The organism is Streptomyces sp. RLA012 (assembly GCF_056270325.1).
On the sequence record NZ_JBWDPA010000002.1, the window covers coordinates 3,332,752 to 3,356,975 of the forward strand.

Annotated in this window: 23 protein-coding genes; 9 read left to right on the top strand and 14 right to left on the bottom strand. The window is 69.6% G+C overall.

Features of this window, described 5'->3' with window-relative positions:
- Positions 1–671 precede the first annotated feature (671 nt).
- Together RV986_RS15075 and RV986_RS15080 are read right to left on the bottom strand one after the other, a co-directional pair.
- Complete coding sequence (locus RV986_RS15075; RefSeq protein WP_475917903.1) at positions 672–1,175, bottom strand: hypothetical protein; 504 nt, start codon at positions 1,173–1,175, stop codon at positions 672–674.
- 69 nt (positions 1,176–1,244) lie between these two features.
- The gene (locus RV986_RS15080; protein WP_475917904.1) at positions 1,245–2,693 is read right to left on the bottom strand and encodes a gamma-aminobutyraldehyde dehydrogenase; all 1,449 of its coding nucleotides are present in this window, start codon (positions 2,691–2,693) and stop codon (positions 1,245–1,247) included.
- A gap of 165 nt (positions 2,694–2,858) precedes the next feature.
- Here RV986_RS15080 and RV986_RS15085 point away from each other — a divergent pair, with 165 nt between their 5' ends.
- The 7 genes from RV986_RS15085 (at position 2,859) to RV986_RS15115 (ending at position 9,647) form a co-directional block, all read left to right on the top strand.
- Positions 2,859–3,377: an Lrp/AsnC family transcriptional regulator gene (locus RV986_RS15085; RefSeq protein WP_475924286.1), complete on the top strand. Its 519-nt coding sequence runs from the start codon at positions 2,859–2,861 to the stop codon at positions 3,375–3,377.
- Positions 3,362–4,759: an aspartate aminotransferase family protein gene (locus RV986_RS15090; RefSeq protein WP_475917905.1), complete on the top strand. Its 1,398-nt coding sequence runs from the start codon at positions 3,362–3,364 to the stop codon at positions 4,757–4,759. The genes RV986_RS15085 and RV986_RS15090 overlap by 16 nt, the downstream gene beginning before the upstream one ends.
- A 218-nt stretch (positions 4,760–4,977) precedes the next feature.
- A complete protein-coding gene (locus tag RV986_RS15095) occupies positions 4,978–5,715 on the top strand; it encodes an ABC transporter ATP-binding protein (RefSeq protein WP_475917906.1) in 738 nt (245 codons plus the stop codon).
- The gene (locus RV986_RS15100) at positions 5,697–7,013 is read left to right on the top strand and encodes a hypothetical protein (RefSeq protein ID WP_475917907.1); all 1,317 of its coding nucleotides are present in this window, start codon (positions 5,697–5,699) and stop codon (positions 7,011–7,013) included. Before RV986_RS15095 ends, RV986_RS15100 begins: the two co-directional genes overlap by 19 nt.
- Positions 7,014–7,177: 164 nt before the next feature.
- A complete protein-coding gene (locus tag RV986_RS15105; protein ID WP_475917908.1) occupies positions 7,178–7,573 on the top strand; it encodes a VOC family protein in 396 nt (131 codons plus the stop codon).
- A 119-nt stretch (positions 7,574–7,692) separates the two neighbouring features.
- Entirely contained in the window at positions 7,693–8,808 is a 1,116-nt protein-coding gene (locus RV986_RS15110; RefSeq protein WP_475917909.1) for an LOG family protein, read from the top strand.
- A 149-nt stretch (positions 8,809–8,957) separates the two neighbouring features.
- A complete protein-coding gene (locus RV986_RS15115) occupies positions 8,958–9,647 on the top strand; it encodes an LAETG motif-containing sortase-dependent surface protein (RefSeq protein ID WP_475917910.1) in 690 nt (229 codons plus the stop codon).
- Between the two features lie 123 nt (positions 9,648–9,770).
- Here RV986_RS15115 and RV986_RS15120 read toward each other — a convergent pair whose 3' ends face one another.
- The 5 genes from RV986_RS15120 to rlmN form a co-directional block, all read right to left on the bottom strand.
- On the bottom strand, positions 9,771–10,568 hold the full coding sequence (locus RV986_RS15120; RefSeq protein ID WP_475917911.1) for a maleylpyruvate isomerase family mycothiol-dependent enzyme: 798 nt from the start codon (positions 10,566–10,568) through the stop codon (positions 9,771–9,773).
- A gap of 10 nt (positions 10,569–10,578) precedes the next feature.
- Positions 10,579–11,613, bottom strand: coding sequence for an ABC transporter ATP-binding protein (locus RV986_RS15125; protein WP_475924287.1), 1,035 nt, complete (start codon positions 11,611–11,613; stop codon positions 10,579–10,581).
- Between the two features lie 62 nt (positions 11,614–11,675).
- On the bottom strand, positions 11,676–13,367 hold the full coding sequence (locus tag RV986_RS15130) for an ABC transporter permease (RefSeq protein WP_475917912.1): 1,692 nt from the start codon (positions 13,365–13,367) through the stop codon (positions 11,676–11,678).
- The gene (locus RV986_RS15135) at positions 13,343–14,419 is read right to left on the bottom strand and encodes a thiamine ABC transporter substrate-binding protein (RefSeq protein ID WP_475917913.1); all 1,077 of its coding nucleotides are present in this window, start codon (positions 14,417–14,419) and stop codon (positions 13,343–13,345) included. The genes RV986_RS15130 and RV986_RS15135 overlap by 25 nt, the downstream gene beginning before the upstream one ends.
- Before the next feature lie 300 nt (positions 14,420–14,719).
- Positions 14,720–15,826 carry a dual-specificity RNA methyltransferase RlmN gene (gene rlmN / locus RV986_RS15140; protein ID WP_168496075.1) on the bottom strand — a complete coding sequence of 369 codons (1,107 nt, stop codon included), beginning with the start codon at positions 15,824–15,826 and terminating at the stop codon, positions 14,720–14,722.
- 138 nt (positions 15,827–15,964) lie between these two features.
- On the opposite strand from rlmN, the gene RV986_RS15145 reads away from it, so the two are divergent.
- Positions 15,965–16,330 (top strand): DUF6479 family protein, encoded by a 366-nt coding sequence (locus tag RV986_RS15145; protein WP_475917914.1) that lies wholly within the window; start codon positions 15,965–15,967, stop codon positions 16,328–16,330.
- Between the two features lie 124 nt (positions 16,331–16,454).
- On the opposite strand, the gene RV986_RS15150 is transcribed toward RV986_RS15145, so the two are convergent.
- The 5 genes from RV986_RS15150 to rpsB form a co-directional block, all read right to left on the bottom strand.
- Positions 16,455–17,585, bottom strand: a complete 1,131-nt coding sequence (locus tag RV986_RS15150; protein WP_475917915.1) for a phosphatidate cytidylyltransferase — start codon at positions 17,583–17,585, stop codon at positions 16,455–16,457.
- On the bottom strand, positions 17,585–18,142 hold the full coding sequence (gene frr, locus RV986_RS15155) for a ribosome recycling factor (protein WP_054235439.1): 558 nt from the start codon (positions 18,140–18,142) through the stop codon (positions 17,585–17,587). Before frr ends, RV986_RS15150 begins: the two co-directional genes overlap by 1 nt.
- A gap of 138 nt (positions 18,143–18,280) precedes the next feature.
- On the bottom strand, positions 18,281–19,051 hold the full coding sequence (gene pyrH, locus RV986_RS15160) for a UMP kinase (protein WP_475917916.1): 771 nt from the start codon (positions 19,049–19,051) through the stop codon (positions 18,281–18,283).
- A 183-nt stretch (positions 19,052–19,234) separates the two neighbouring features.
- Positions 19,235–20,071 carry a translation elongation factor Ts gene (gene tsf, locus RV986_RS15165; protein ID WP_475917917.1) on the bottom strand — a complete coding sequence of 279 codons (837 nt, stop codon included), beginning with the start codon at positions 20,069–20,071 and terminating at the stop codon, positions 19,235–19,237.
- A gap of 95 nt (positions 20,072–20,166) precedes the next feature.
- Positions 20,167–21,126, bottom strand: a complete 960-nt coding sequence (rpsB, locus tag RV986_RS15170) for a 30S ribosomal protein S2 (protein WP_475917918.1) — start codon at positions 21,124–21,126, stop codon at positions 20,167–20,169.
- Positions 21,127–21,445: 319 nt separating this feature from the next.
- Here rpsB and RV986_RS15175 point away from each other — a divergent pair, with 319 nt between their 5' ends.
- Positions 21,446–22,012, top strand: coding sequence for a murein hydrolase activator EnvC family protein (locus RV986_RS15175; protein ID WP_475917919.1), 567 nt, complete (start codon positions 21,446–21,448; stop codon positions 22,010–22,012).
- A gap of 391 nt (positions 22,013–22,403) precedes the next feature.
- On the opposite strand, the gene RV986_RS15180 is transcribed toward RV986_RS15175, so the two are convergent.
- Both RV986_RS15180 and whiG read right to left on the bottom strand, forming a co-directional pair.
- Positions 22,404–22,961 (bottom strand): TetR/AcrR family transcriptional regulator, encoded by a 558-nt coding sequence (locus RV986_RS15180; RefSeq protein WP_475924288.1) that lies wholly within the window; start codon positions 22,959–22,961, stop codon positions 22,404–22,406.
- 250 nt (positions 22,962–23,211) lie between these two features.
- The gene (gene whiG, locus RV986_RS15185) at positions 23,212–24,054 is read right to left on the bottom strand and encodes an RNA polymerase sigma factor WhiG (RefSeq protein ID WP_475917920.1); all 843 of its coding nucleotides are present in this window, start codon (positions 24,052–24,054) and stop codon (positions 23,212–23,214) included.
- Positions 24,055–24,224: the final 170 nt, after the last annotated feature.

Here is a 24,224-nt window from a genome sequence, read left to right on the forward strand (position 1 = left end):
GAGCGCGCGAACGCCGTTGTACGAGTTCGGTGACAGTCGATCCCGGTCCGCACCGCGGCTGCCGCCGCCCGGTCGGACAGGCTCTCCGCACACCGCAGCACCGACACCGGCGCCAGCCGCCCCGTGGACAGCCCCGGCCTGCCGTCCGAGGGCTACCGACCGACGAAGTCCCCGCCCTCGAACAGCACGTCCAACCGGTCCCGGATCAGCATCGCCGGGGTGCCTCCAGGACACGCCGTCCGCACCGTCCGCACCCCGCCAGCATGAGCCCATGCCCGCGTGGGCGAAGCCGGCACTTTGGTACAGCGCAGGTCATGAGGGGTGTCACCGTGGCAAGGGGCTGGACACACCTTGCGATCTCATCAGCGAAGCCCCGACTTCTCCGATCGGCCGACGGATCGCAGCAGAACCGTCAATTCGTGACGCGGTGCGTGACTCCGCGTCACCACTCACCCAGTCGCAGCAGGTTCTGTACATCGGCGGAGCCTGCGGTGAGGGAATGGACACCGTGAGGCGGCCGGCCGCGTCCCACTTCTGGGGCAGCAGAACATCGACGCCGAGACGGCGCCCGTCTCGCGTCCCGCCCCGTCCCGTACGAAACTCAACGTCTCCCCGGCCCCGGCCGACGACACGGCGTCACCCACGGTACGTCCGTAGGGTGGCGATGGCCGTCACCGCGTCACATACGCGTTGAGCGGCGACAGTCCGTCCGGGTCGACCTGGAGCCCCCTCAGTCCGGAGGTGTGGAGGAACGTGCGTACCGGCACGTACACCGGAATGGCCGCCGCCTGCTCCATCACCCGGCGGTCGACCGTGGACCACTTCTCGCCCGCGGCCGCCAGGTCTGCCGTCGCGTTGGCCTCGTCGATCGCGGTGTTGACCGCCGTGCTGTTGAGCCGGGCGAAGTTGGAGCTTGTGGGGTAGGTGTAGCGGCCGTCGAAGGAGTCCGGCAGGTACGCGGACGCCAGCGGAAGGCCGCTGGTGTTCATCGGCAGGCGGACCAGGTCGTACTCACCCTTCCCCGCGTTCTCGTAGATGTCGGAGATGACCTTCCCCTCGTAGCGTAGAGACCCTGACTGCAGGGGAAGTTGAGGGTCATGGCAGGCAAGAGGCGGAAGTTCGACGCGGAGTTCCGTGAGGGGGCCGTGCGGTTCACTGTTCGAGCCACGAGCCACGAACCGCAAACAACGAACCGCAAACAACGAACAACGAACAACGAACAACGAACGACGAACAAATAACGCCTACGCGTCCAGCGACGTCATCACGTGCTTGATCCGCGTGTAGTCGTCGAACCCATAGGCCGACAGGTCCTTGCCGTAGCCGGACTTCTTGAAGCCACCGTGCGGCATCTCGGCGACCAGCGGGATGTGGGTGTTGATCCACACACAGCCGAAGTCGAGTGCCTTGGACAGGCGCATCGCGCGCGCGTGGTCCTTCGTCCAGACGGAGGACGCGAGGGCGTAGTCGACGCCGTTCGCCCACTCGACGGCCTGGGCCTCGTCCGTGAAGGACTGGACGGTGATGACGGGCCCGAAGACCTCGTTCTGGATGATCTCGTCGTCCTGCTTGAGGCCGGAGACGACGGTCGGGGCGTAGAAGTAGCCCTTGTCGCCGACCCGGTGACCACCGGTCTCGACCTTGGCGTGGGCGGGCAGCCGCTCGATGAACCCGGTGACCTGCTTGAGCTGGTTGGGGTTGTTGAGCGGGCCGTACAGCACGTCCTCGTCGTCCGGCCGGCCGGTCTTGGTGTCGGCGGCGGCCTTGGCGAGCGCCGTGACGAACTCGTCGTGGATGGACTCCTGGACGAGGACGCGGGTGGCGGCCGTACAGTCCTGGCCCGCGTTGAAGAAGCCCGCGACCGAGATGTCCTCGACGGCCTTGGCGATGGCCGCACTGTCGAGGTCATCGAATACGACGACGGGGGCCTTGCCGCCCAGCTCCAGATGGACCCGCTTGAGGTCCTTGGACGCCGACTCGGCGACCTGCATGCCGGCGCGTACGGAACCCGTGATGGACGCCATGGCCGGCACCTTGTGCTCGACCATCATGCGGCCGGTGTCGCGGTCCCCGGTGATGACGTTGAAGACGCCCGTGGGGAGGATCCCGCCGATGATGTCGGCGATCAGGACGGTGGAGGCCGGGGTGGTGTCCGAGGGCTTCAGGACGACCGTGTTGCCGGCCGCGAGCGCGGGGGCGAACTTCCACACCGCCATCATCATCGGGTAGTTCCACGGCGCGACCTGCGCGCAGACACCGATCGGCTCGCGCCGGACGATGGAGGTCATCCCCTCCATGTACTCGCCTGCCGAGCGGCCCTCCAGCATGCGCGCCGCGCCCGCGAAGAAGCGGATCTGGTCGACCATGGGCGGGATCTCCTCGGTCCGGGTCAGCCCGATCGGCTTGCCGGTGTTCTCCACCTCGGCCGCGATCAGCTCCTCGGCCCGCTCCTCGAAGGCGTCCGCGATCTTCAGGAGGAACCTCTGACGCTTGGCGGGCGTCTGGTCGCGCCAGGCCGGGAAGGCCGCGGCGGCGGCCGCCATCGCGGCGTCCACGTCGGCCTGACCGGACAGCGGCGCGGTCGCGTACGCCTCGCCGGTCACGGGATTGACGACCTCGGTGGTCCGCCCGTCGGCGGCGTCCCGGAACTCGCCGTCGATGTAGTTGCGCAGTCGACGCAGCTCGGTGCTCACTGCCGGCCCTCCAAGTTCAGGTGTCCAAACGCTGAGACGTCCACCCTAATCCGTGGCTCCACGTTTTCAACCCCCCTGGTCGCCCCGTAACTGCGAAATCCGCAAACTGCGTGCCTGTAAACAACGAATTTCATCGCTACAACCTTGCGGAACCGTCGAGACGTCGTGCACAGTGAGCGCGTGGCCAGTCGAAGCGCAGACCCCAGGGACTCCACCCGCGAGTCGAGGAACGGCAGTCCCCAACTGGACTCCGTGTCCCTCGCCATCATCGAACAGCTCCAGCAGGACGGACGCCGTCCGTACGCGGCGATAGGCAAGGCCGTCGGCCTGTCCGAGGCGGCCGTGCGGCAGCGCGTCCAGAAGCTGCTCGACCAGGGCGTGATGCAGATCGTCGCCGTCACGGACCCGCTCACCGTGGGCTTCCGCAGGCAGGCGATGGTCGGCATCAATGTCGAGGGCGACCTCGATCCGGTGGCCGAAGCGCTGACCGCCATGTCGGAAGTCGAGTACGTGGTGATGACCGCGGGCTCGTTCGACATCCTCGCCGAGATCGTCTGCGAGGACGACGACCACCTGCTGGACGTCATCAACAAACGCATCCGGGCCCTGCCCGGGGTGCGCTCCACCGAGAGTTTCGTCTATCTGAAGCTCAAGAAGCAGACCTACATGTGGGGAACCCGATAGCCGTGAGCACCCAGGACCTCAGCAAGACCGCGTACGACCACTTGTGGATGCACTTCACCCGCATGTCCTCGTACGAGAACGCGCCCGTCCCCACCATCGTCCGTGGTGAGGGCACCTACATCTACGACGACAAGGGCAAGCGCTACCTCGACGGTCTCGCGGGCCTGTTCGTGGTCCAGGCGGGCCACGGCCGCACGGAGCTCGCGGAGACGGCGTTCAAGCAGGCGCAGGAGCTGGCCTTCTTCCCGATCTGGTCCTACGCCCACCCCAAGGCCGTCGAGCTCGCCGAGCGCCTCGCGAACTACGCTCCGGGCGACCTGAACAAGGTCTTCTTCACCACCGGCGGCGGCGAGGCCGTCGAGACCGCGTGGAAGCTCGCCAAGCAGTACTTCAAGCTCCAGGGCAAGCCGACCAAGTACAAGGTCATCTCGCGCGCGGTCGCCTATCACGGCACCCCGCAGGGCGCCCTGTCCATCACCGGCCTGCCGGCCCTGAAGGCCCCCTTCGAGCCGCTGGTCCCGGGCGCCCACAAGGTCCCGAACACCAACATCTACCGCGCGCCCTCGTTCCTCGACGACGGGTCCGGCGTCTCCCCCGAGGCCTTCGGCCGCTGGGCCGCCGACCAGATCGAGCAGCAGATCCTCTTCGAGGGCCCGGAGACGGTCGCGGCCGTCTTCCTGGAGCCGGTGCAGAACGCCGGCGGCTGCTTCCCGCCGCCGCCCGGCTACTTCCAGCGGGTGCGCGAGATCTGCGACCAGTACGACGTGCTGCTGGTGTCGGACGAGGTCATCTGCGCCTTCGGCCGCCTCGGCACGATGTTCGCCTGCGACAAGTTCGACTACGTACCGGACATGATCACCTGCGCCAAGGGCATGACCTCGGGCTACTCCCCGATCGGCGCCTGCATCATCTCCGACCGCCTGGCCGAGCCGTTCTACAAGGGCGACAACACCTTCCTGCACGGCTACACCTTCGGCGGCCACCCGGTCTCCGCCGCGGTCGGCCTCGCCAACCTCGACATCTTCGAGCGCGAGGGCCTCAACCAGCACGTCCTCGACAACGAGGCCAACTTCCTCCAGACCCTCCAGAAGCTGCACGACCTCCCGATCGTCGGCGACGTCCGCGGCAACGGCTTCTTCTACGGCATCGAACTGGTGAAGGACAAGGCCACCAAGGAGACCTTCACGGACGAGGAGTCGGAGCGCGTGCTCTACGGCTTCGTCTCCAAGAAGCTCTTCGAGTACGGCCTCTACTGCCGCGCCGACGACCGCGGTGACCCGGTCATCCAGCTCTCCCCGCCGCTGATCTCCGACCAGTCGACCTTCGACGAGATCGAGGGCATCGTCCGTCAGGTGCTGACGGAGGCGTGGACGAAGCTCTGATCCTCCGTCCGACCGACTGATCCACACCGGCCCCGGTGCCGTCCGTTCGAGTGAGAAACGGCGGCCCGGGGCCGCGTGCTGTCCGGCCTCCCGCCGTCCACTACCTAGCGTGCCCAGTGACCGATCGGCCCTGCCTTCGTTCCCCCGTCCGGGGGACCGAGTGACCTCGGCGAGGCCGCTCGGGCAGCGCAAATCAGATCTGAACCGAGGTGTACGCGATGGTGGTCCCGCCGGACAACGACGTGCTCTGGGCACGTGCCCTGCACGTCAAGCACAACGGCTCGCCCGCGCTCAGCGGCGTCTCGCTCGAGATCCGCGAGGGCGAGATCCTCGCCGTCGGCGGCCCGCGCGGCAGCGGCAAGACGACCCTGCTCCAGTGTCTGTCGGGACAACTCCTGCCACAGCGGGGCGAGGTCTGGTACAACAGCGCGCCGGTGCACACCATGGGCGCGCTCACCCGCGAGCGCCTGCGCCGCGAGCGCTTCGGCTGGATCGACCCGGCGCCCGTCCTGGTACCGGAGCTGAACGCCTGGGAGAACGCGGCGCTCCCCCTGATGCTGCGCGGCTCCGGCCGCCGGGCCGCCAAGACCGCCGCCCTGGAATGGCTGGAGCGCCTCGACATCGGCGACTGCGCCCGCAAACGCCCGCACGCCCTGCTCCAGGCCGAACGGCAGCGCGTCGCCATCGCCCGGGCGCTCGCCTCCGCTCCCAAGGTGCTCTTCGCCGACGAGCCGACCGCCCCGCTGCACCGCGCCGACCGCGCCCATGTCCTGCGCACGCTCACCGCGGCGGCCCGCTCGCACGGCATCACGGTCGTCCTGGCCACCCACGACGCGGACACCGCGGCCCTCGCCGACCGCACGGTGTCGCTGCTCGACGGGCGGCGCGTGCACACCGTCCACCTGCCCCCGGTCGCCGAGACGGAAGGCCGGGCCGCGTGCTCGCTCTCCGCCTAGCCCGTGGGGCCCGTCCCCTGGTTCAACTCCGCAGACTCCTTGTCGTCGCCGCCTCGGCGGGCACCGGCTTCCTGCTGCTGTGCACGCTGGGGTACGCGATGACGCACCCGGGCGCCTCGACCGGCTCGGTACTGCGGCTCGTCTGGTGCCTCGCGCCCGTCGCCGCCACCGTGTACTTCGCCGTCGCGGTCGCCCGCACGGACCCGGGGACCCGGCCGCGCTCCGGGCTCTCGGCGATCGGGCTCGGCCCCGGCCGCCTGATGGCCCTCTCCGCGGTCACCACCGCCCTGTCGACCACGCTCGGCTCGACGCTCGCACTGCTCGTCTTCCTGCACCTGCGCGGCGATCCGACCGGCATGCCCTTCGACGGCGCCGCGGCGGCGTTCCTCGCCCCGGACCGTCCCCTGCCGCTGCCCGCGGCCCTGACCCTGCTGCTCCCGGTGCCACTGGCCGCCTCCGTGGCGAGCGCGGTGGTGCTGCGCCCGCGCGGCGCCCGGCCGGCCCGCACCGGCCGACACGGCGCACGCGGGCAGCGCCGGGAAGGGGACCGGGAACACCAGAACCGGCAGCACGAGGGCGCATCTCCTACGCGTCGTACGCGCCGTACGCGTCATGCGGGCGGCGCCGCCCGCGGCCCGTACGCCGACCAGCCGGGGCGCCCGCTGGACGCGGACCAGCCCGCCCCTCCGCTGCCCGCCCCCGCCGGGCTGCCCTGGGGCACGGCCGTCCTCGCGGCGGGCCTGGCCGTGGAGGCGTACGCGAGCCGCTCGGGACCGGCACCCGGCCTGGACCTGCCCGGCAGGTTCGCGGGCGGCCCCGCCGGGGTGCTCGGCGGCTGGATCCTGACCGCGTTCGGGATGGTGCTGGCCGGGCCCGCGGTCACACACCTGTGCGGGGGGCTGCTGCAGGCCGTGCGCCCCGGCGCACGGCGGCTGCTCGCCGGACGTGTCCTCCAGGAGGAGGCCCGGCGCATCGGGCGTCCGCTCGGTGTGGTGTGCGCGGTGGCGTCGGGGGTGTACGCCACGGCGACCCTGTACGCCGGAGCGCGGCCCTCCTTCGGGCCGCTCAGCACGCTCGGCACGCTGCTCGTGGCCGGGTGCGCCGTCGCGACGCTGCTGACGGCCGCGCTGGAGGCCAAGCACGCGCGCGCCGACACCACGGAGGCGCTGCTGCGGCTCGGCGCGCCGGTCACCCTGCTGCGCAGCGCGGCGCTGCTCCGCGCCGGTGTGCTGCTCGCCGTGTGCGGCCCGCTGACCTGGGCGGTCGCGGAGCTGGCGGCGCTGCCGCTGGCACGCTGAGCAGCCGTACGCATTGATTTCCCGATGAGGGTTTCCCGATGAGGGTTTCCCGATGAGGGTTTCCCGGTGAGCGATGAGTTCCGCGCCGACGCGCGGTCTACCTCTCCGTACGGCGCACCACCTCACGTCACCCTCACCGGGAGAGCCCCCTCATGTACCAGTAGATGATCTTCGTGAACCTCGCCGTGAACGACGTCGACACCTCACGGAAGTTCTTCACCGAGCTCGGCTACACGATCAACCCGCAGTTCTCGACGGACGACTGCGCCTGTGTCGTCATCAGCGACACGATCATCGCGATGCTGCTGAGCAAGCAGCGCTACGCGGACTTCACCAAGAAGGAGATCTCGGATCCGACGAGGACCAGCGAGGTACTGCTGTGTCTGAGCGCCGAGAGCCGCGAGAAGGTCGACGAGCTCTGCGACAGGGCCCTCGCGGCGGGCGGCTCGGGAACCCGGGAGGCCCAGGACCACGGCTCCATGTACGGCCGGACCTTCGACGACCCCGACGGCCACACCTGGGAGGTCATGTGGATGGACCCGGCGGCGGTCCAGGGCTGAGCTCCCCAGGGCATCGACCCGCCCGTTCCCGGCCGGGTGACGGGCGGGTCGGCACCGCCCTTCGAGGCCTTGACCGGACCGGCCCCCGAAGGTCCACCGCCACCCCCTAGCATGGCCGAGTGCAGCCAACCCCCGTTCCGCCCAGCCACGACCGTGAGATCGAGACCCTCGCCGAGTTCGACGAGGTCGTCGCGGCGTACGGCACGCTCACCCGGTTCCGCCTCCAGGCACTCGATCTGACGGCCCGTACGGACGTACTGCTCTCCGTGGACACCACGGACGCCGTCTTCCTCGGCTGCCGGATGGAGTCCGAGGCGACGGCCCGGGTGAGAACGACCGGCGCGCTGGTCTTCCCGCCCGTCCCCGGGCTGCCCTTCGACCCGTACCGCGGGCTGCTCTACACCCCGGACGAGCTCTTCGAGAGCCTCGGCACCGGGTACGAGTCGACGCCGGACGCCCTCTCCTACGCGTGGTTCCAGCGGACCAGGGCCGACGGCGACATCTTCTCGTCGATGCTGCGCTCGATCCACGACGACGCCGTGTCGGACGCGCTCGACGAACTCCTCGTCGGCGCCCGCGTGGTGGGCGTGATGGGCGGCCACGCGATGGCACGCGGCACACAGGAGTACAAGGGCGCCGCACGCCTCGGCCGTGAGCTGGCGCGCGCCGGTTTCACGGTCGCCACCGGCGGCGGCCCGGGCGCGATGGAGGCCGCGAACCTCGGCGCGTACGCCGCGCCCTTCGACGACACCATGCTCCCCGAGGCGCTCGAACTCCTCGCCAAGGCTCCGTCCTTCACGCCTTCCATCACCGACTGGGCGCAGTCCGCCTTCGCCGTACGGGAGCGCTGGCCCGCCGGTGGCCCCTCCGTCGGCATTCCCACCTGGTTCTACGGCCATGAGCCGCCGAACCCCTTCGCCGCGCACATCGCCAAGTACTTCGCCAACGCGACCCGCGAGGACGGCCTGTTGGCCCGCTCGAACGCGGGGGTCGTCTTCCTGCCGGGCGCCGCCGGGACCGTACAGGAGATCTTCGACAACGCGACTCCGAACTACTACGAGTCGCGCGGGGAGCCCACGCCGATGGTTCTGGTGAACCGTGCGCACTGGACCGAGAAGCACCCCACCTGGCCGCTCCTGCAATCGCTCGCCCGTGGGCGTGCGATGGAGTCCCGAATCGCCCTGGTTGACCGGATCGAGGAGGCCCCCGAGGCACTCAAACGCCTCGGTGGTTAATGACAAGGTAAAGCCAACGGCATGGCGGGGCATATACGTTGACAGCACTTAGCTGGCGCTTATAAACCTGTGAGGCCCGAGGGGTCACTGTTGCCACGGCAGAGTCCCCCTTAAACCCCCCGCAGTTGCGCAACCTGTGAAGGGCAATCGTGTCCATATCTCGCCGTACCGCACGTTCTGTGCGAATCCTCGGTGTTGCCTCCGCCTCGGCCGCGCTCGCGCTCGGCGTCGCGGGCAACGCATTTGCCTGCAACATCAGTGAGTTCTCCGCCGAAGCCAAGTGCGTCGGCACCAAGGGCGTCATCGCCGTCACGGACGTGGATGCCTCCGGCACCAAAGCGACCGTCACCGTGTTCCTGGAATCCAATGGCGCCGACGCCAAGAAGGTCGGCGAGCAGGAAGTCGAGGGCACACGCCAGGGTGTCACCATCACCTTCGACGAGGACTGGCTGCCGAACGCCACGTACCGCGTCCACGTCAAGGCCGGGAACCAGGTCGACGCGGACATCAAGGAGAACGTGACCGCTCCCTCCACGGCCTGCAAGACCGAGGAGACCTCGACGCCGCCGGCCACGCCGTCGCCGTCGGAGACCCCCTCCTCGCCCGCCTCGTCGGAGACGCCTTCCGCGACCCCGTCGGAGTCGGAGAGCAGCAGCACCGCGCCCGCGACGACGAGCGACAACTCGCCCTCCCCCGCGGCCGGTGAGTCCAACCTCGCCGAGACCGGTGCGAACTCCAACACCCCGGTCATCGCCGGTGTCGCCGGTGCCTTCGTGGTCGTCGGTGGCGGAGCGGTGTTCTTCGGCATGCGCCGCCGCGGCGCCTCGAAGTCGAGCTGACGCACCCGCCGTATGTACGCTCGTGTGGCCCGCCCCTCTCGAAGGGGGCGGGCCACACGCGTGTCCGGGTGAATGACGGGTGGTGGGTAGCGGGTGGCGGGTGGCTGGTGGCGGGTGCGCCGACTACCCGAAGGTCGCCCGCTCCAGCCAGAAGTCCAGCAGCTCCCGCTCCCCCAGCACCTCCAACCGCCCGCCGTCCAGCGGCAGCCGGCGGTAGAAGGCGAGCAGGACGTCCGTGAGCGGACCGCGCAGCGCGACGGTGGCCTTCTCGTGGTCCCGGCGCCAGACGACGCCCTCCTCGGTGAGTTCCACGACCCACTCGGCGTTCAGTCCGGGGGCGGTGTCGGTGGCATGGAGGTGGATGCTGCGGCCCGGGCCACGCAGCTCGGACGCCGCGTCGTGCGGCCGCGTCCGCTGCACGAACTCGACGATCCCCAGCCACTCGTCGATCGCGTCCGCGGCCACCTCCGGCGCCACCTCGTAGGGCAGCCCGGCGGCCAGTGTCGCGTCGGCGCGGTGGATCGCCAGCTCGTGCGTCATCCGGCGGGCCCAGAACCCGGAGGTGAGGTCCCCGGCCCACGCCCACACCCGCACATCGGGCCCCGCCGCGCGCAGCGTGCCCACCAGCGTCTCGCCGGTCTGGGCGAGCCAGGCGTCCAGGGCGGCCGGGTCCCCCTCGGCCTCCGGCCCCCAGAGGAACGGTACGTTCGCGTCGGCGAGGTCCTCCTGTGCCCTCGTCCGGACGAGGAGTTCGGCCCAGCGCAGCGCCCCGCCCGTATGCCGCAGGAGCTTCTCCAGCGACCAGTCCGGACAGGTCGGCACGGTCGCGGACAGGTCGGCCCCGGAGGCCACCACGTCCCTCAACTGCCGCATCTGCAGCTCGATCGCGTCGCAGTAGCGGTCATGTGCGAGTGGCGTCATGGTCCGCACCCTATGCCGCCGTCGACTCCCCGAGCATGAGGATTTCGTCCGCGTCGAACGCCACCCCGACCTCGTCACCCGGCGCCGGCGCCGCCCGCAGCGCGCACGCCGCTTCGAGCCGCGGCCCGTCCTGCGGCTGCAGATGTACGGCGACGTGGGTGCCCCGGAAGGTACGCGCGGCCACGGTGCAGCGCAGCCCGTCCGCGGGCGCGACCAGCCGTACGCCCGCGGGCCGTACGAGCAGGGTGCCGGGGCCCTGTGGGGTGCCCTCCGGCACCGGGAGCCCGCCCCACGGGGTGTCAGCGGTGCGACCGCGCACCGTCGCCGCGACCACGTTGTCGAAGCCGAGGAAACGCGCCACGAACTCGTCCACCGGGTGCTGCCAGACCTCGAGCGGCGTACCGGACTGGGCGATACGGCCCTCGCGCATCACCACGACCCGGTCCGCGAGCGCGAACGCCTCGCCCTGGTCGTGCGTGACGGCCAGCACCGTCGTCCCCAACTCGGCGAAGAGCTCACGCAGTTCCACCACCAGCCGCTCGCGCAACGAACGGTCGAGCTGGCCGAGCGGCTCGTCGAGCATCAGCAGCCGCGGGCGCGGGGCGAGAGCTCGGGCCAGCGCGACCCGCTGCTGCTCGCCACCCGAGAGGGCGGCCACGGCACGCCGGTGCGCCCCCGGCAGCCCGACGAGGTCCAGCAGCTCCCGTACCCGTACGGCCTGTCGCTCCTTGGCCGCACCGTGCATGCGCAGCCCGAAGGCGACGTTGCCGCCCACGTCCCGCTGCGGGAAGAGCTGATGGTCCTGGAACATCAGCCCGACCCCCCGCTTGTGCGCGGGCACACCGGTCTGGTCGCGGCCGCCGAGGAGCACCCGCCCGGCGTCGAGCGGCTGGAGCCCGGCCACCGTCCGCAGCAGCGTGGACTTGCCGCTGCCGCTCGGGCCGAGCACACACACGATCTCGTGCTCGGCGACTTCGAGGCCCACGGCGTCGAGCACCGCCCGCCCGCCGAACCGTACGGTCGCAGCCTCGACCTTCAGCAGCACGTCCGACGACTTCACCACCTGTTCGGCTGTCCGCTCCGCCGCCTCTTTGACCGGCCGTGCCATCAGAACTCCCCCGTCCGGTCGGTACGCATTCGCTCCAACAGCAGCAGCGCCACCGCGCACACCGCCATCAGGATCGTTGAAAGGGCCATCGCCTGGCCGTAGTTGAGGTCGCCCGCGCGGCCGAGCAGCCGGGCCACGGCGACCGGCAGCGTGGGGTTGTCGGGCCGCGCGATGAAGACCGTCGCCCCGAACTCGCCCAGCGACACCGCGAAGGCGAACCCCGCCGCGATCAGCAGCGCCCGCCGCACCAGGGGCAGATCGACCTCACGCCACACCCGCCAGGGCGAGGCTCCGAGCACGGCCGCCGCCTCCCGCAGCCGTCCGTCCACCGCGCGCAGCACCGGCAGCATGGTGCGTACGACGAAGGGGACGCCCACCAGCGCCTGGGCGAGCGGCACCAGGATCCAGGACGACCTCAGATCCAGCGGCGGTTCGTCGAGCGCGATCAGGAAGCCGAAGCCGACCGTCACGGCCGAGACGCCGAGCGGCAGCATCAGCAGCGCGTCGAAGCCACGCAGCAGTCGCCCGGTGCGTCGGGTGAGGGCGGCGGCCGCGAGACCGCCGATGAGCACGGCCACGGCGGTGGCGGCCAGCGCGTACTCCAGTGAGTTGCCGATCGCCTCGATCGGTGCCACCAGGAAGATGCCGCCGTCGGACGAGGTCAGCGCCCTGTAGTAGGCGAATCCGTAGCCGCCCGGGGTGTCGAGGGACCGCTGGACCAGCACGCCGAGCGGCAGGATCAGAAGGACGGCGATGCTCGCCAGGACCCCGCCCAGCAGCGCCCACTGCCCGGCCCCGCGCGGTCGGCGCGCGGTCGCCTCCGGTGCCACCAGACGCAGGGCGGTCTCCCGACGGCGTACGGTCCGGGCGTGCAGGGCGAGAATCGCGCCCACGGCCACGAACTGGACGATCGTCAGTACGGCCGCCGTCGCGAGGTCGAAGATCTCCGAGGTCTGCCGGTAGATCTCGACCTCAAGGGTGGAGAAGGTCGGGCCGCCGAGGATCTGCACCACACCGAACGAGGTGAAGGTGAAGAGGAAGACCATCAGTGCGGCGGCGGCCACGGCCGGGCTCAGCGCGGGCAGCGTCACCTTGCGCCAGGCCGCGAACCGGGAGGCGCCGAGCATCCGCGCCGCCTCTTCCTGGCGCGGGTCGAGCTGCGCCCAGAGCCCGCCCACGGTCCGTACGACGACGGCGTAGTTGAAGAAGACATGGGCGAGCAGGATCGCCCACACCGTGGTGTCGAGCCGTACGCCCCACAGATCGTCCAGGAGTCCGCCACGGCCTACGAGGGCCAGGAACGCCGTACCGACCACCACCGTCGGCAGCACGAAGGGGACGGTCACCACCGCCCGGAGCACCTGCTTGCCCCTGAAATCGAAGCGCGCGAAGACATACGCGCCGGGGAGCGCGATCAGCAGCGTGAGTGCCGTGGAGGCGAGCGCCTGCCAGGTGGTGAACCACAGCACGTGCCGGATGTCGGACTGCGCCAACACCTCCCCGATCCGCCCGAACCGCCAGGCCCCGTCCACCTTGAGACCACGGGCGACGATGGCGGCGACGGGGTAGGCGAAGAAGACGGCGAAGAACGCGACGGGCAGGGCCATGAGCCCCAGCCGCGCCGCGCTCTCGCGCCGGCTCTCGCGTTTCCCGGGCGCCGGCTCGGCTACTTCAGTACGAGCGAGGTCCACGACTTGACCCACTGGTCACGGTTTTCGGCGATCCTGGCGGGGGCCATGGTCTCGGGGTTCTTGGCCTGCGGGCCGAACTTCGTGAACGCGGACGGCACCTTGGCGCCCTCGACCACCGGATACACGAACATGGTCAGCGGCATGTCCTCCTGGAACCGCTTCGAGACCAGGAAGTCGATGAACGCCTTGCCGCCCGCGGTGTTCTTCGCGTTGCTCAGCAGCCCCGCGTACTCGATCTGCCGGAAGCAGGTGCCGCTCGCGACCCCGGTCGGCGCGGTCGTCGGCCTGGGGTCGGCGTAGATGACCTCGGCGGGCGGCGAGGAGGCGTACGACACGACGAGCGGCCGGTCGGCCTTGGCCTTCTTGCCGCCGGACGACCCGGAGAACTCCTCGTTGTAGGCCTGCTCCCAGCCGTCGACGACCTTCACGCCGTTGGCCTTGAGCTTCTTCCAGTAGTCCGGCCATCCGCTGTCGCCGTACTGCGCGGCGGTCCCGAGCAGGAAACCGAGCCCGGGCGAGGAGGTGGACGCGTTCTCGGTCACCAGCAGGTTCTTGTACGCGGGCTTGATCAGGTCGTCGAAGGAGGCCGGCGGGGCCAGCTTGTGGTCGGCGAAGTACTTCTTGTCGTAGTTGACACAGATGTCGCCGGAGTCGACGGGCGTGACCCGGTGCTTGTCCTGGTCGACCTCGTACTCCGGGAGAATCGCGTCCGAGCCCTTGGCCTCGTACGGCTGGAAGAGCCCGTTGTCGAGCGCCCGGCTCAGCAGGGTGTTGTCGACGCCGAAGAAGACATCGCCCTGGGGGTTGTCCTTGGTGAGGACGGCCTTGTTGACGGCCTGGCCGGCGTCCCCGTCCTTGAGGATCCTGACCTTGTAGCCGGACTCCTTCTCGAATGCCTCCAGCACGCTCTTGGAGTAGGCGAAGGAGTCGTGGCTGACGAGAGTCACGGTCTTGGAGTCCCCGGCGCCCGAGCTGTCGGAGGACCCGCACGCCGACAGCGTGACCAGGCCCAGGCCGACGGCCACGGCCGCGAACCTCTTGGTGTTGCTCACTGAATTCCTCCTGGCTGACCAGGAAGAGACGCGGCCCTGCCCGGGGACCTCTGACAGTTCCCGGGCAGGGCGCAACAGCTTGAGTGATGACCGAACTTCCTACCCAGAATGACCTGGGCGAGGTTCAGAGGGTCTGCGGTCTCTCCCGCACTCTCAGCGCTGTGGCGCTCCCCTGTCGGAATATGAAGATGTGTCGATACGAAGACGGTCGATACGAAGACGGTCGATACGGTGAAGATCGATACGGTGAAGATCGATATGAAGGACGATCGATAGGAAGATGAACGTACGCGGGTCAGACTACCGCTCGGTCGCGGCGAGCTGACCGCACGCCCCGTCGATCTCCTGACCCCGGGTGTCCCGGACGGTGACCGGCACTCCATGGGCCGCGATCGCCTCGACGAACGCCTTCTCGTCCTCGGGCCGTGAGGCGGTCCACTTCGAACCCGGCGTCGGGTTCAGCGGGATGAGGTTGACGTGCACCGGCTTGCCCTTGAGCAGCCGACCGAGCCGGTCCCCGCGCCACGCCTGGTCGTTGATGTCCCGGATCAGCGCGTACTCGATGGAGAGCCGGCGCCCCGACTTGGCCGCGTACTCCCATCCGGCGTCCAGCACCTCGCGCACCTTCCACCGCGTGTTGACGGGGACGAGGGTGTCACGCAGTTCGTCGTCCGGAGCGTGCAGCGAGATGGCCAGACGGCACTTGAAGCCCTCGTCGGAGAACCGGTGGATGGCGGGGACCAGCCCGACCGTCGACACGGTGATCCCGCGCTGCGAGAGCCCGAGCCCGTCCGGCTCGGGGTCGGTGAGCGCGCGAATGGCGCCCACGACCCGCTTGTAGTTGGCGAGCGGCTCGCCCATGCCCATGAAGACGATGTTGCTCAGCCGCGCCGGACCACCCGGGATCTCACCGTCCCTGAGGGCCCGCATCCCGTCCACGATCTGGTGCACGATCTCGCCGGTGGACAGGTTCCGGTCCAGCCCGGCCTGTCCCGTGGCGCAGAACGGGCAGTTCATCCCGCAGCCGGCCTGCGAGCTGATGCACATGGTCACCCGGTCCGGGTAGCGCATCAGCACGGACTCGACGAGCGTGCCGTCGAACAGACGCCACAGGGTCTTGCGCGTGGTGTCCTGGTCGGTCGACAGATGCCGCACGACGGTCATCAGCTCCGGAAGCAGCGCCTCCTGGAGCTTGCCGCGCGCTGCGGCCGGGATGTCCGTCCACTCCGCGGGGTCGTGCGCGAACCGCGCGAAGTAGTGCTGCGAGAGCTGCTTGGCGCGAAACGGCTTCTCACCGATCGCGGCAACCGCCTCTTTACGCTCGGCGGGCGTGAGATCGGCAAGGTGCCGCGGCGGCTTCTTGGCTCCGCGGGGGGCGACGAATGTGAGTTCTCCGGGCTTAGGCATGGCTGTACCAGTGTCGCAGATCAATTCCGGTGACCTGCGGCCGAAGACTCCAGGGGCGGTCAGGGTGGCCGGGACGGTAGGGGCGGTCCGGGCGGTCGGGGGCTGGTTCACGAGGCGAATTGGGGGTATTTGGATGATATGAGCACTGTATCGATGCAGTTGGCGGAGAGGAGCGGCCTGCTCAGCCTCGGGCTGTTCCTGGTCGCCGTGGCCCTCGTGACGTTGCTGGGCGGCAGTTTCTGGCTGAGCTGCCGTATGCGGTCCCGCGCACCACGCCTGCCACTCCCCGAAGAGCAGCCGCACCTGCCGCCGGACGGCCCGGTCCACGAAGTCCGGGAGATGCGGGAACCCGCCGAGATACCCAAGGTCCCCAAGGGCGGACACGCCCTCACCCCGTACGAGCTGGCGCACTCGCCGACCCGCACGAGCCCGTTGAAGAAGCCGCCCCGCTGGAGCGAGGGCAGAAGCGGCTCGTTCGGCAGCGGCGGACTGGGCCCCCACTGACAGACTGGCCCCCACCAACAGGCTGGGTCCCCCTGACAGAGGGACTCTTCGTCAATGACAAATGACAGAGGGGTTCGCCGTCCCGTTGGACAACGAACCCCTCACCCACGTCTGTACGGGTCGGTCAGCCGGATCCGACGAAGAGCACCAGCAACAGCCAGACCACCGGTGCCGTCGGCAGCAGTGAGTCCAGCCGGTCCATGATGCCGCCGTGCCCCGGCAGCAGCGTGCCCATGTCCTTGATGCCCAGGTCCCGCTTGATCATGGACTCGCCGAGGTCACCGAGTGTGGCGCTGACCGCGACCGCGAAGCCGAGGATCAGTCCCTGCCACCACGTGCCGTCCTCGATCAGGAACTGCAGACACAGCGCACCCGCGACCATCGCGAAGGTGACCGCCCCGATCAGTCCCTCACGGGTCTTGCCGGGGCTGATGCGCGGCGCCAGCTTGTGCCTGCCGAAGCGCCAGCCGATCGCGTACGCCCCCGTGTCGCTGACGACCGCCAGGAGCAGGTAGGTCAGGACCCGGCGCGGGCCGTCGTCGGCGGTCAGCATCATGGCCACGAACGTGGCCAGGAACGGCACGTAGAAGGCGGCGAAGACGCCCGCCGTGACGTCCTTGAGATAGCCCTCGGGCGGTTCCGTCATCCGCCAGACCAGAACCGCGAGCGCGGTGAGCGCCATCGCCACCCATGCGCCCTCGGCGCCGCGGACGTAGCCGGACACGACCATCGCCGCACCGCCGACGGCCAGCGGCACGAGCGGTGCCTTGATGCCCTTGCGCTCCTGAAGCCGTGATGTGAGCTCCCACAGGCCCACCACCACGGCGACAGCTATCACTCCGACGAACACGGCCTTGACGACGAACAACGACGCGACGATCACCGCACCGAGCCCGACGCCCACCCCTATCGCAGCACCCAGGTCGCGGCCCGCACTCTTCTTCTGCGGTGCGGGTGCGGGCTGTGGGGCGGCGCTGGGCATGGGCTCCTGCGGCTTCTGCGACGGGTTCCCGTAGGACCCCGCCGCCGGTCTGTCGTCGCGGAACGGGGGGCCGCTCAGCCGAGCGGCCCCCCGGTCGTCATCCTGGTCTCCGCCGTGTGCGGGTACGTCGGGCACGATGGGCATGGGGCGAGTCTGCTGCGCGTTAAGCGCATCGTATGCGGGACCCGCCGGGGCTGCCCCCTGGACAGGCCCCTGCTCGGACGGCCCCCAGTACCCGGCTTGTGGCGGCGCCCCCCAGGAAGAATCGTTCATCAGACCTCGAGCAGCTCCGCTTCCTTGTGCTTCAGGAGCTCGTCCACCTGGGCGACGTACTTCGCGGTGGTGTCGTCGAGCTCCTTCTCCGCACGGCGGCCCTCGTCCTCGCCGACCTCGCCGTCCTTGATCAGCTTGTCGATGGCGTCCTTGGCCTTGCGACGGACCGAGCGGATGGACACCTTGGCGTCCTCGCCCTTGGTCTTGGCGACCTTGATGTAGTCCTTGCGGCGCTCCTCGGTCAGCTCGGGGAACACCACCCGGATGATGTTGCCGTCGTTGCTGGGGTTGACGCCCAGGTCGGAGTCGCGGATCGCCTGCTCGATGTTGCGCATCGCGCTCTTGTCGAACGGGGTCACCACGGCCATGCGCGGCTCCGGCACCGAGAACGAGGCCAGCTGGTTGATCGGCGTCAGCGCGCCGTAGTAGTCCGCCACGATCTTGTTGAACATCGCCGGGTGCGCACGGCCGGTGCGGATCGCGGCGAAGTCCTCCTTGGCGACCACGACGGCCTTCTCCATCTTCTCCTCGGCCTCGAGGAGGGTCTCTTCGATCACCACTTGCTCCTGCGTGTCTTGAGTAGGCCCGGCAGCTGTTCCTCGTCGGGGTGGCGGCCGGCTGCGTCGCGTCTTATTCCTGCACGGTTCCGGACCGGCAGGACATTGTCCATCCCCCGGTCAGGGTCCGTCCCCCGGTCAGGCCCGACCGCTCGGGTCACCCACGAGTGTGCCGATCTTCTCACCCTTGACGGCCCGCGCGATATTGCCCTCCGCCAGGAGCTCGAAGACCAGGATCGGCAGCTTGTTGTCGCGGCACAGCGTGATGGCGGTCATGTCGGCGACCTTGAGGTCGCGGGTGATGACCTCGCCATAGCTGAGCGAGTCGAACTTGACGGCCTCGGGGTTGGTCTTGGGGTCGGAGTCGTAGACCCCGTCCACACCGTTCTTGCCCATCAGCAGGGCCTCGGCGTCGATCTCCAGGGCACGCTGGGCGGCGGTGGTGTCGGTGGAGAAGTACGGCATGCCCATACCGGCGCCGAAGATGACCACACGGCCCTTCTCCAGGTGGCGCACGGCGCGCAGCGGGATGTACGGCTCGGCGACCTGCCCCATGGTGATGGCGGTCTGTACGCGGCTGTCGATGCCTTCCTTCTCCAGGAAGTCCTGGAGGGCGAGGCAGTTCATGACTGTGCCGAGCATGCCCATGTAGTCGGAGCGGGCCCGGTCCATGCCGCGCTGCTGGAGTTCGGCGCCGCGGAAGAAGTTGCCGCCGCCGATGACGACGGCGACCTGGGCACCGCCGCGCACGACGGCCGCGATCTCGCGGGCGATCTTGTGCACCACGTCGGGGTCGACGCCCAGTCCTCCGCCACCGGCGAACGCCTCACCGGAAAGCTTCAGCAGAAAGCGGCCGGCGCCTTTGCCCTCTTCGGTCTTCTCGCCCTTGTCGGCCTGGGTGGTGGTCATGGAGATCTCCTCATGGTGCACATACGAAGAAGGCCATTGCCGGTGGGGTGTCGTTCGCATCCCGTGCTCGGCAATGGCCTCCTCGTCAGATCTGCTGTCGTCCGCCGCGCGCGCGTGGGTACCGGCGTACGCGGACGACTGCTGTCGACCCTATAGGGGTCGCGCGTCGATCGCGGTACGGACTCAGATGCCGACCTTGATGCGCACAAAGCGCTTCAGGGTGACGCCGGCCTCGTCCAGGACCTTCTGAACGGACTTCTTCTGGTCCAGCGCGTAGGGCTGACCCAGAAGGGTGGCCTCCTTGAAGAAGCCGTTGACGCGACCCTCGACGATCTTCGGGAGGGCGGCCTCGGGCTTGCCCTCGGCGCGGGTGGTCTCCTCGGCGACGCGACGCTCGGACTCGACGACCTCGGCCGGGACGTCGTCCTTGGAGAGGTACTTCGGCGCGAAGGCGGCGATGTGCTGCGCGACACCCTTGGCGAGCTCGGCGTCGGCCTTGTCCAGCTCGACCAGGACACCGATCTGCGGGGGCAGGTCGGGCATGGTGCGGTGCATGTACGCGGCCACGTAGGCGCCGGAGAACTGGGCGAAGCGGTCCAGGACGATCTTCTCGCCCAGGGTGGCGTTGGCCTCGTCGACGAACGCCTGGACCGTCTTGCCGGCCTCGATCTCGGAGCCGAGGAGGGCGTCGAGGTCGGCCGGGGAGGTCTTGACGACGTGCTCGGCGATCTGGTTGGCGACGGCCTGGAACTTCTCGCCCTTGGCGACGAAGTCCGTCTCGCACTTGAGCTCGACCAGGACACCGGAGGTGTTGTCGTCAGCGATGATGGAGACCACGGCGCCGTTCTCGGCGGAGCGGCCCTCGCGCTTGGCGACGCCCTTCTGGCCCTTGATGCGCAGGGCCTCGACGGCCTTGTCGACGTTGCCGTCGGCCTCGTCCAGCGCCTTCTTGCAGTCCATCATGCCGGCGCCGGTGAGCTCACGGAGCTTCTTGACGTCGGCGGCGGTGTAGTTCGCCATGATTCCTGGAATCTCTCTCGAAGTCTGAAGATCTACGGGCCGAACGGCGGGGGCTTGGTGTGCCCCCGCCGTTCGTCACCCGAAGAGGTGAGGGGTCAGGCCTGCTCGGCGTCCGCGGCCGGGGCCTCGGCGACAGGGGTCTCGGCGACAGGGGTCTCGGCGGCAGCCTCGGCCGGAGCCTCGGCCGGAGCCTCGACAGCGGCCTCGGCGACAGCCTCGGCCTGCTCGGCGTCGGCGACCTTCTCCGTCTCGGCGGAGGTCTGGACCTCGGGCTCGTCGGCCTTCTTCTCGCCCTCGAGCAGGTCGCGCTCCCACTCGGCGAGCGGCTCGCCCGCGGCCTTCTCACCCTCGGCCTTGCCGGCACCGGAGCGGGAGATGAGGCCCTCGGCGACGGCGTCGGCGATCACGCGGGTGAGCAGGGTGACGGAGCGGATCGCGTCGTCGTTGCCCGGGATCTTGTAGTCGACCTCGTCGGGGTCGCAGTTGGTGTCGAGGATGGCGACGACCGGGATGTTGAGCTTCCGGGCCTCGCCGACCGCGATGTGCTCCTTCTTGGTGTCCACGATCCAGACGGCGCTGGGCACCTTCTGCATCTCGCGGATACCACCGAGGGTCTTCTCCAGCTTGGCCTTCTCGCGCGAGAGCACGAGAAGCTCCTTCTTGGTCAGACCGGAAGCGGCGACGTCCTCGAAGTCGATCTGCTCAAGCTCCTTGAGGCGCTGCAGACGCTTGTAGACGGTGGAGAAGTTGGTGAGCATGCCACCCAGCCAGCGCTGGTTGACGTAGGGCATGCCGACGCGGGTGGCCTGCTCGGCGATGGCCTCCTGCGCCTGCTTCTTCGTGCCGACGAACATGACCGTGCCGCCGTGGGCGACGGTCTCCTTGACGAACTCGTAGGCGCGGTCGATGTACGACAGCGACTGGAGCAGGTCGATGATGTAGATGCCGTTGCGCTCCGTGAAGATGAATCGCTTCATCTTCGGGTTCCAACGACGGGTCTGGTGACCGAAGTGGACGCCGCTTTCCAGCAGCTCCCGCATCGTGACGACGGCCATGGCCGTTCTCCTTGGTGTTCTCGGTTGTGCCGCGCGTGCCGGACGGCACTCGCGCCTGACGCCCGCGATGCGCCTTGCCACGAGGGACCGAGGGGCGCTTGACACCGGCTTTTGATGGCCGGATGTCGGGGCGTGCGAAGTCGACCCGGTGACCCGGATCGCCACGAGAAGTGTACGGGACCCGCGAGGTGCAGGGTGACGCCGCTGTCCACAACCGGCCGGTGGTCCACAGATCCCGGCCATGATCGGCCCGATGCGGGACTGTTCTCGCATGCGAGCGAAACGATGTGTGCGTACGTGGCTGGGGTTGCTGTTGGGAATGACAGTGACCGTTCTGGGTGCGCTGACCCCGTCCGCCCTGGCCCGGACGAACGGCCCGGCGCCCCCGACTCCCGCCGGTCCACCGGCCCCCGACACCTCGGTCCCGCCACTCGCCCGACTCTGGCCGGTGGGCCTGCGCCCCTCGGTCCTGCGGGCCTGGGCCCCGCCGCCGACGCCCTACGCCCGCGGCCACCGGGGTGTGGATCTCGCGGCGGCCCCGGGCACCCCGGTCCGCTCCGTCGCTGCGGGCCGCGTGTCCTTCGCGGGGCGCGTGGCGGGTCGCGGAGTGGTCGCCGTCGAACTGGCGGGCACGGGCACCCCGCCCCTGCGCACGACCTTCGCCCCCGTGCGGGTCATGGTGAAGAAGGGCGACGAGGTGGCCGCGGGCGAGGTACTGGGCACCGTCGAACCGGGCGGCTCCCATTGCGAGACGCCCTGCCTGCACTGGGGTCTGCGGAGGGACGGCACCTATCTGAACCCGCTGTCCCTGCTCCCCGCCTGGCTGCTGCACAGAGGGCCGTCCCGGTTGCTGCCGGTGGCGGGGGCCCGGAGACAGGCGTCCTAGCCGCCACGACTGCGAGCCCACGTACCCACCGCGTGCCACTGCACCACTGCATGTCCACCCATGACCGCGTGCCCGTACGCAACTGCGTGCCCATGCGTGACCGCGCGCCCATGCGCGCCGGGATGTCCATGCGTAGTCGCGTGCCCATGCCTGGCTGCGTGCCCATGCATAGCTGCGTGCCCGTGAATGGCTGCGTGCCCATGCATAGCTGCGTGCCCGTGAATGGCTGCGTGCCCCGCGTGCCCTGGCTGCCGTGCAGGCGGCACAGGGTGGCGCCCGTCCCCGAAGAGGCCCGCCCTCACCCTGGGAAGGGGCGGCACCTCGCAACCGTGGAGGCGAGCGCACACACCTCCGTACTCCGCTCCGCCGCCGGGCGGCCGACGCGCAGAACTCAGCCCCGCACGCCCCGCAGGGCCATCGAGACCGCCGCGTCCGTGATGGACATGGGATCCTCCGCCGCCCCCAGCTCGATCCGCCGCACCGCCGCGTCGACCACGCCCTGCAGCAGCATCGCGGCAAGGCGCGGCTCGGCGTGCCCCATCTGCCCCAGCGCGTCGACGATCATCGCGACCAGCCCGCCGTGCGCCGCCCGGATCTTCTCCCGGGCCCCGGCATCGAGCTCACTCGCGGAGATGGCCACGACCGCCCGGTGCCGACGGTCGCCGACCAGCGCCAGCTGCTGCCGGACATACGCCTCGACCTTGCCCTCGGGGCCGTCCGCCGCGGCCATCGCCGCCGAGACCTCCGCGGCCCACACCGGAAAGTCGACCTCGCACAGCTCTTCGACGACAGCCGCCCGGGACCGGAAGTACTCATACACGGAGGACCGCGCGAGCCCCGTGCGCTCGGCGAGGGCCGGGAAGGTCAGCGCCTCCGTCCCGCCCTCGGACAGCAGGGACCGGGCCGCGTCCAGCAGGGCGGCTCGCTGCATCGACCGGTGCTCGGCCACGGAGGCCGCTCGAATCCTTGGCACGCCCTCCACTTTACGGACGGACCGCTCCGGAAGGCAGCCACTCCGACCACCCGAAAGGAACGCACCGAGCGCGAGACGGGAGCGGAGAGCGGAGAAGGGAAGACCGAGAAATGACCGAGGGCCACGAGAGGGACAGCCCAAGCGGCAGTCGAGGGACACGGCAGGAACGGCCGAGCCATGACCGAAGGGCCGGCAGGGACGATTCAGCATGCCGCCCCTCTCAAGGTCAGCGCCCGAAACTCGCCAGCTTGGCGCGCAGTTGCAGCACCGATTTGGTGTGGATCTGACTCACCCGGCTCTCGGTCACTCCCAGCACGTTCCCGATCTCCGCGAGTGTGAGGCCCTCGTAGTAGTAGAGCGTCACCACGGTCTTCTCCCGCTCCGGCAGCGTGTTGATCGCCCGCGCCAGAAACCGCCGCAGCTCCCGGTCCTCGGCGACCTCCACCGGATTGTCGGCCGCGGTGTCCTCCAGCGTGTCCATCAGACTCAGCCGGTCACCGCCCTCACCCCCGACATGCAGCAGCTCCTCCAGCGCCACCACGTTCGCCAGCGACAACTGACTGAAGACCGCGTGGAGTTCCTCCACCCCGATCCCCATCTCGCGGGCCACCTCACCCTCCGACGGAGTACGCCGCAACCGCGCCTCCAGCGTCGCGTACGCCCGCTCCACATTGCGCGCCTTCTGCCGCACCGACCGCGGAATCCAGTCCAGCGCCCGCAACTCGTCGATCATCGCGCCCCGGATCCGCGTGATCGCGTACGTCTCGAACTTGATCTCCCGCCCGATGTCGAACTTCTCGATCGCGTCGATCAGCCCGAACACCCCCGACGACACGAAGTCCGCCTGCTCCACATTGGCCGGCAGCCCGACACTCACCCGCCCCGCCACGTACTTCACCAGCGGCGAGTAGTGCAGGATCAGCTGCTCGCGCAGCCGCTCGTCACCCGTCGCCTTGTACGACCGCCACAACTCCTCGAGTGTCGAGGGAGCGGGCGGGCGCACGCTACCGCCGTCGCGGGCGGCTGGGGGGATCGCCGCCCGATCGGACCCGGAGGTGTGCTGGGGCATTCGTCGCCTTGTGCCGTTCTGCCGTGAACTGGGGGTGCCTGGGGGAGCTGTCGCTCTGATGCCGAGTTGCCTGTCCTGTGTCGGAATCCACGTGAGCGTAGCGTGACTGGAGTGTCGCGGTGAGCGAAGACGGGGGGACCACTCATGCGCAGATACGTTCCGCTGTGCGT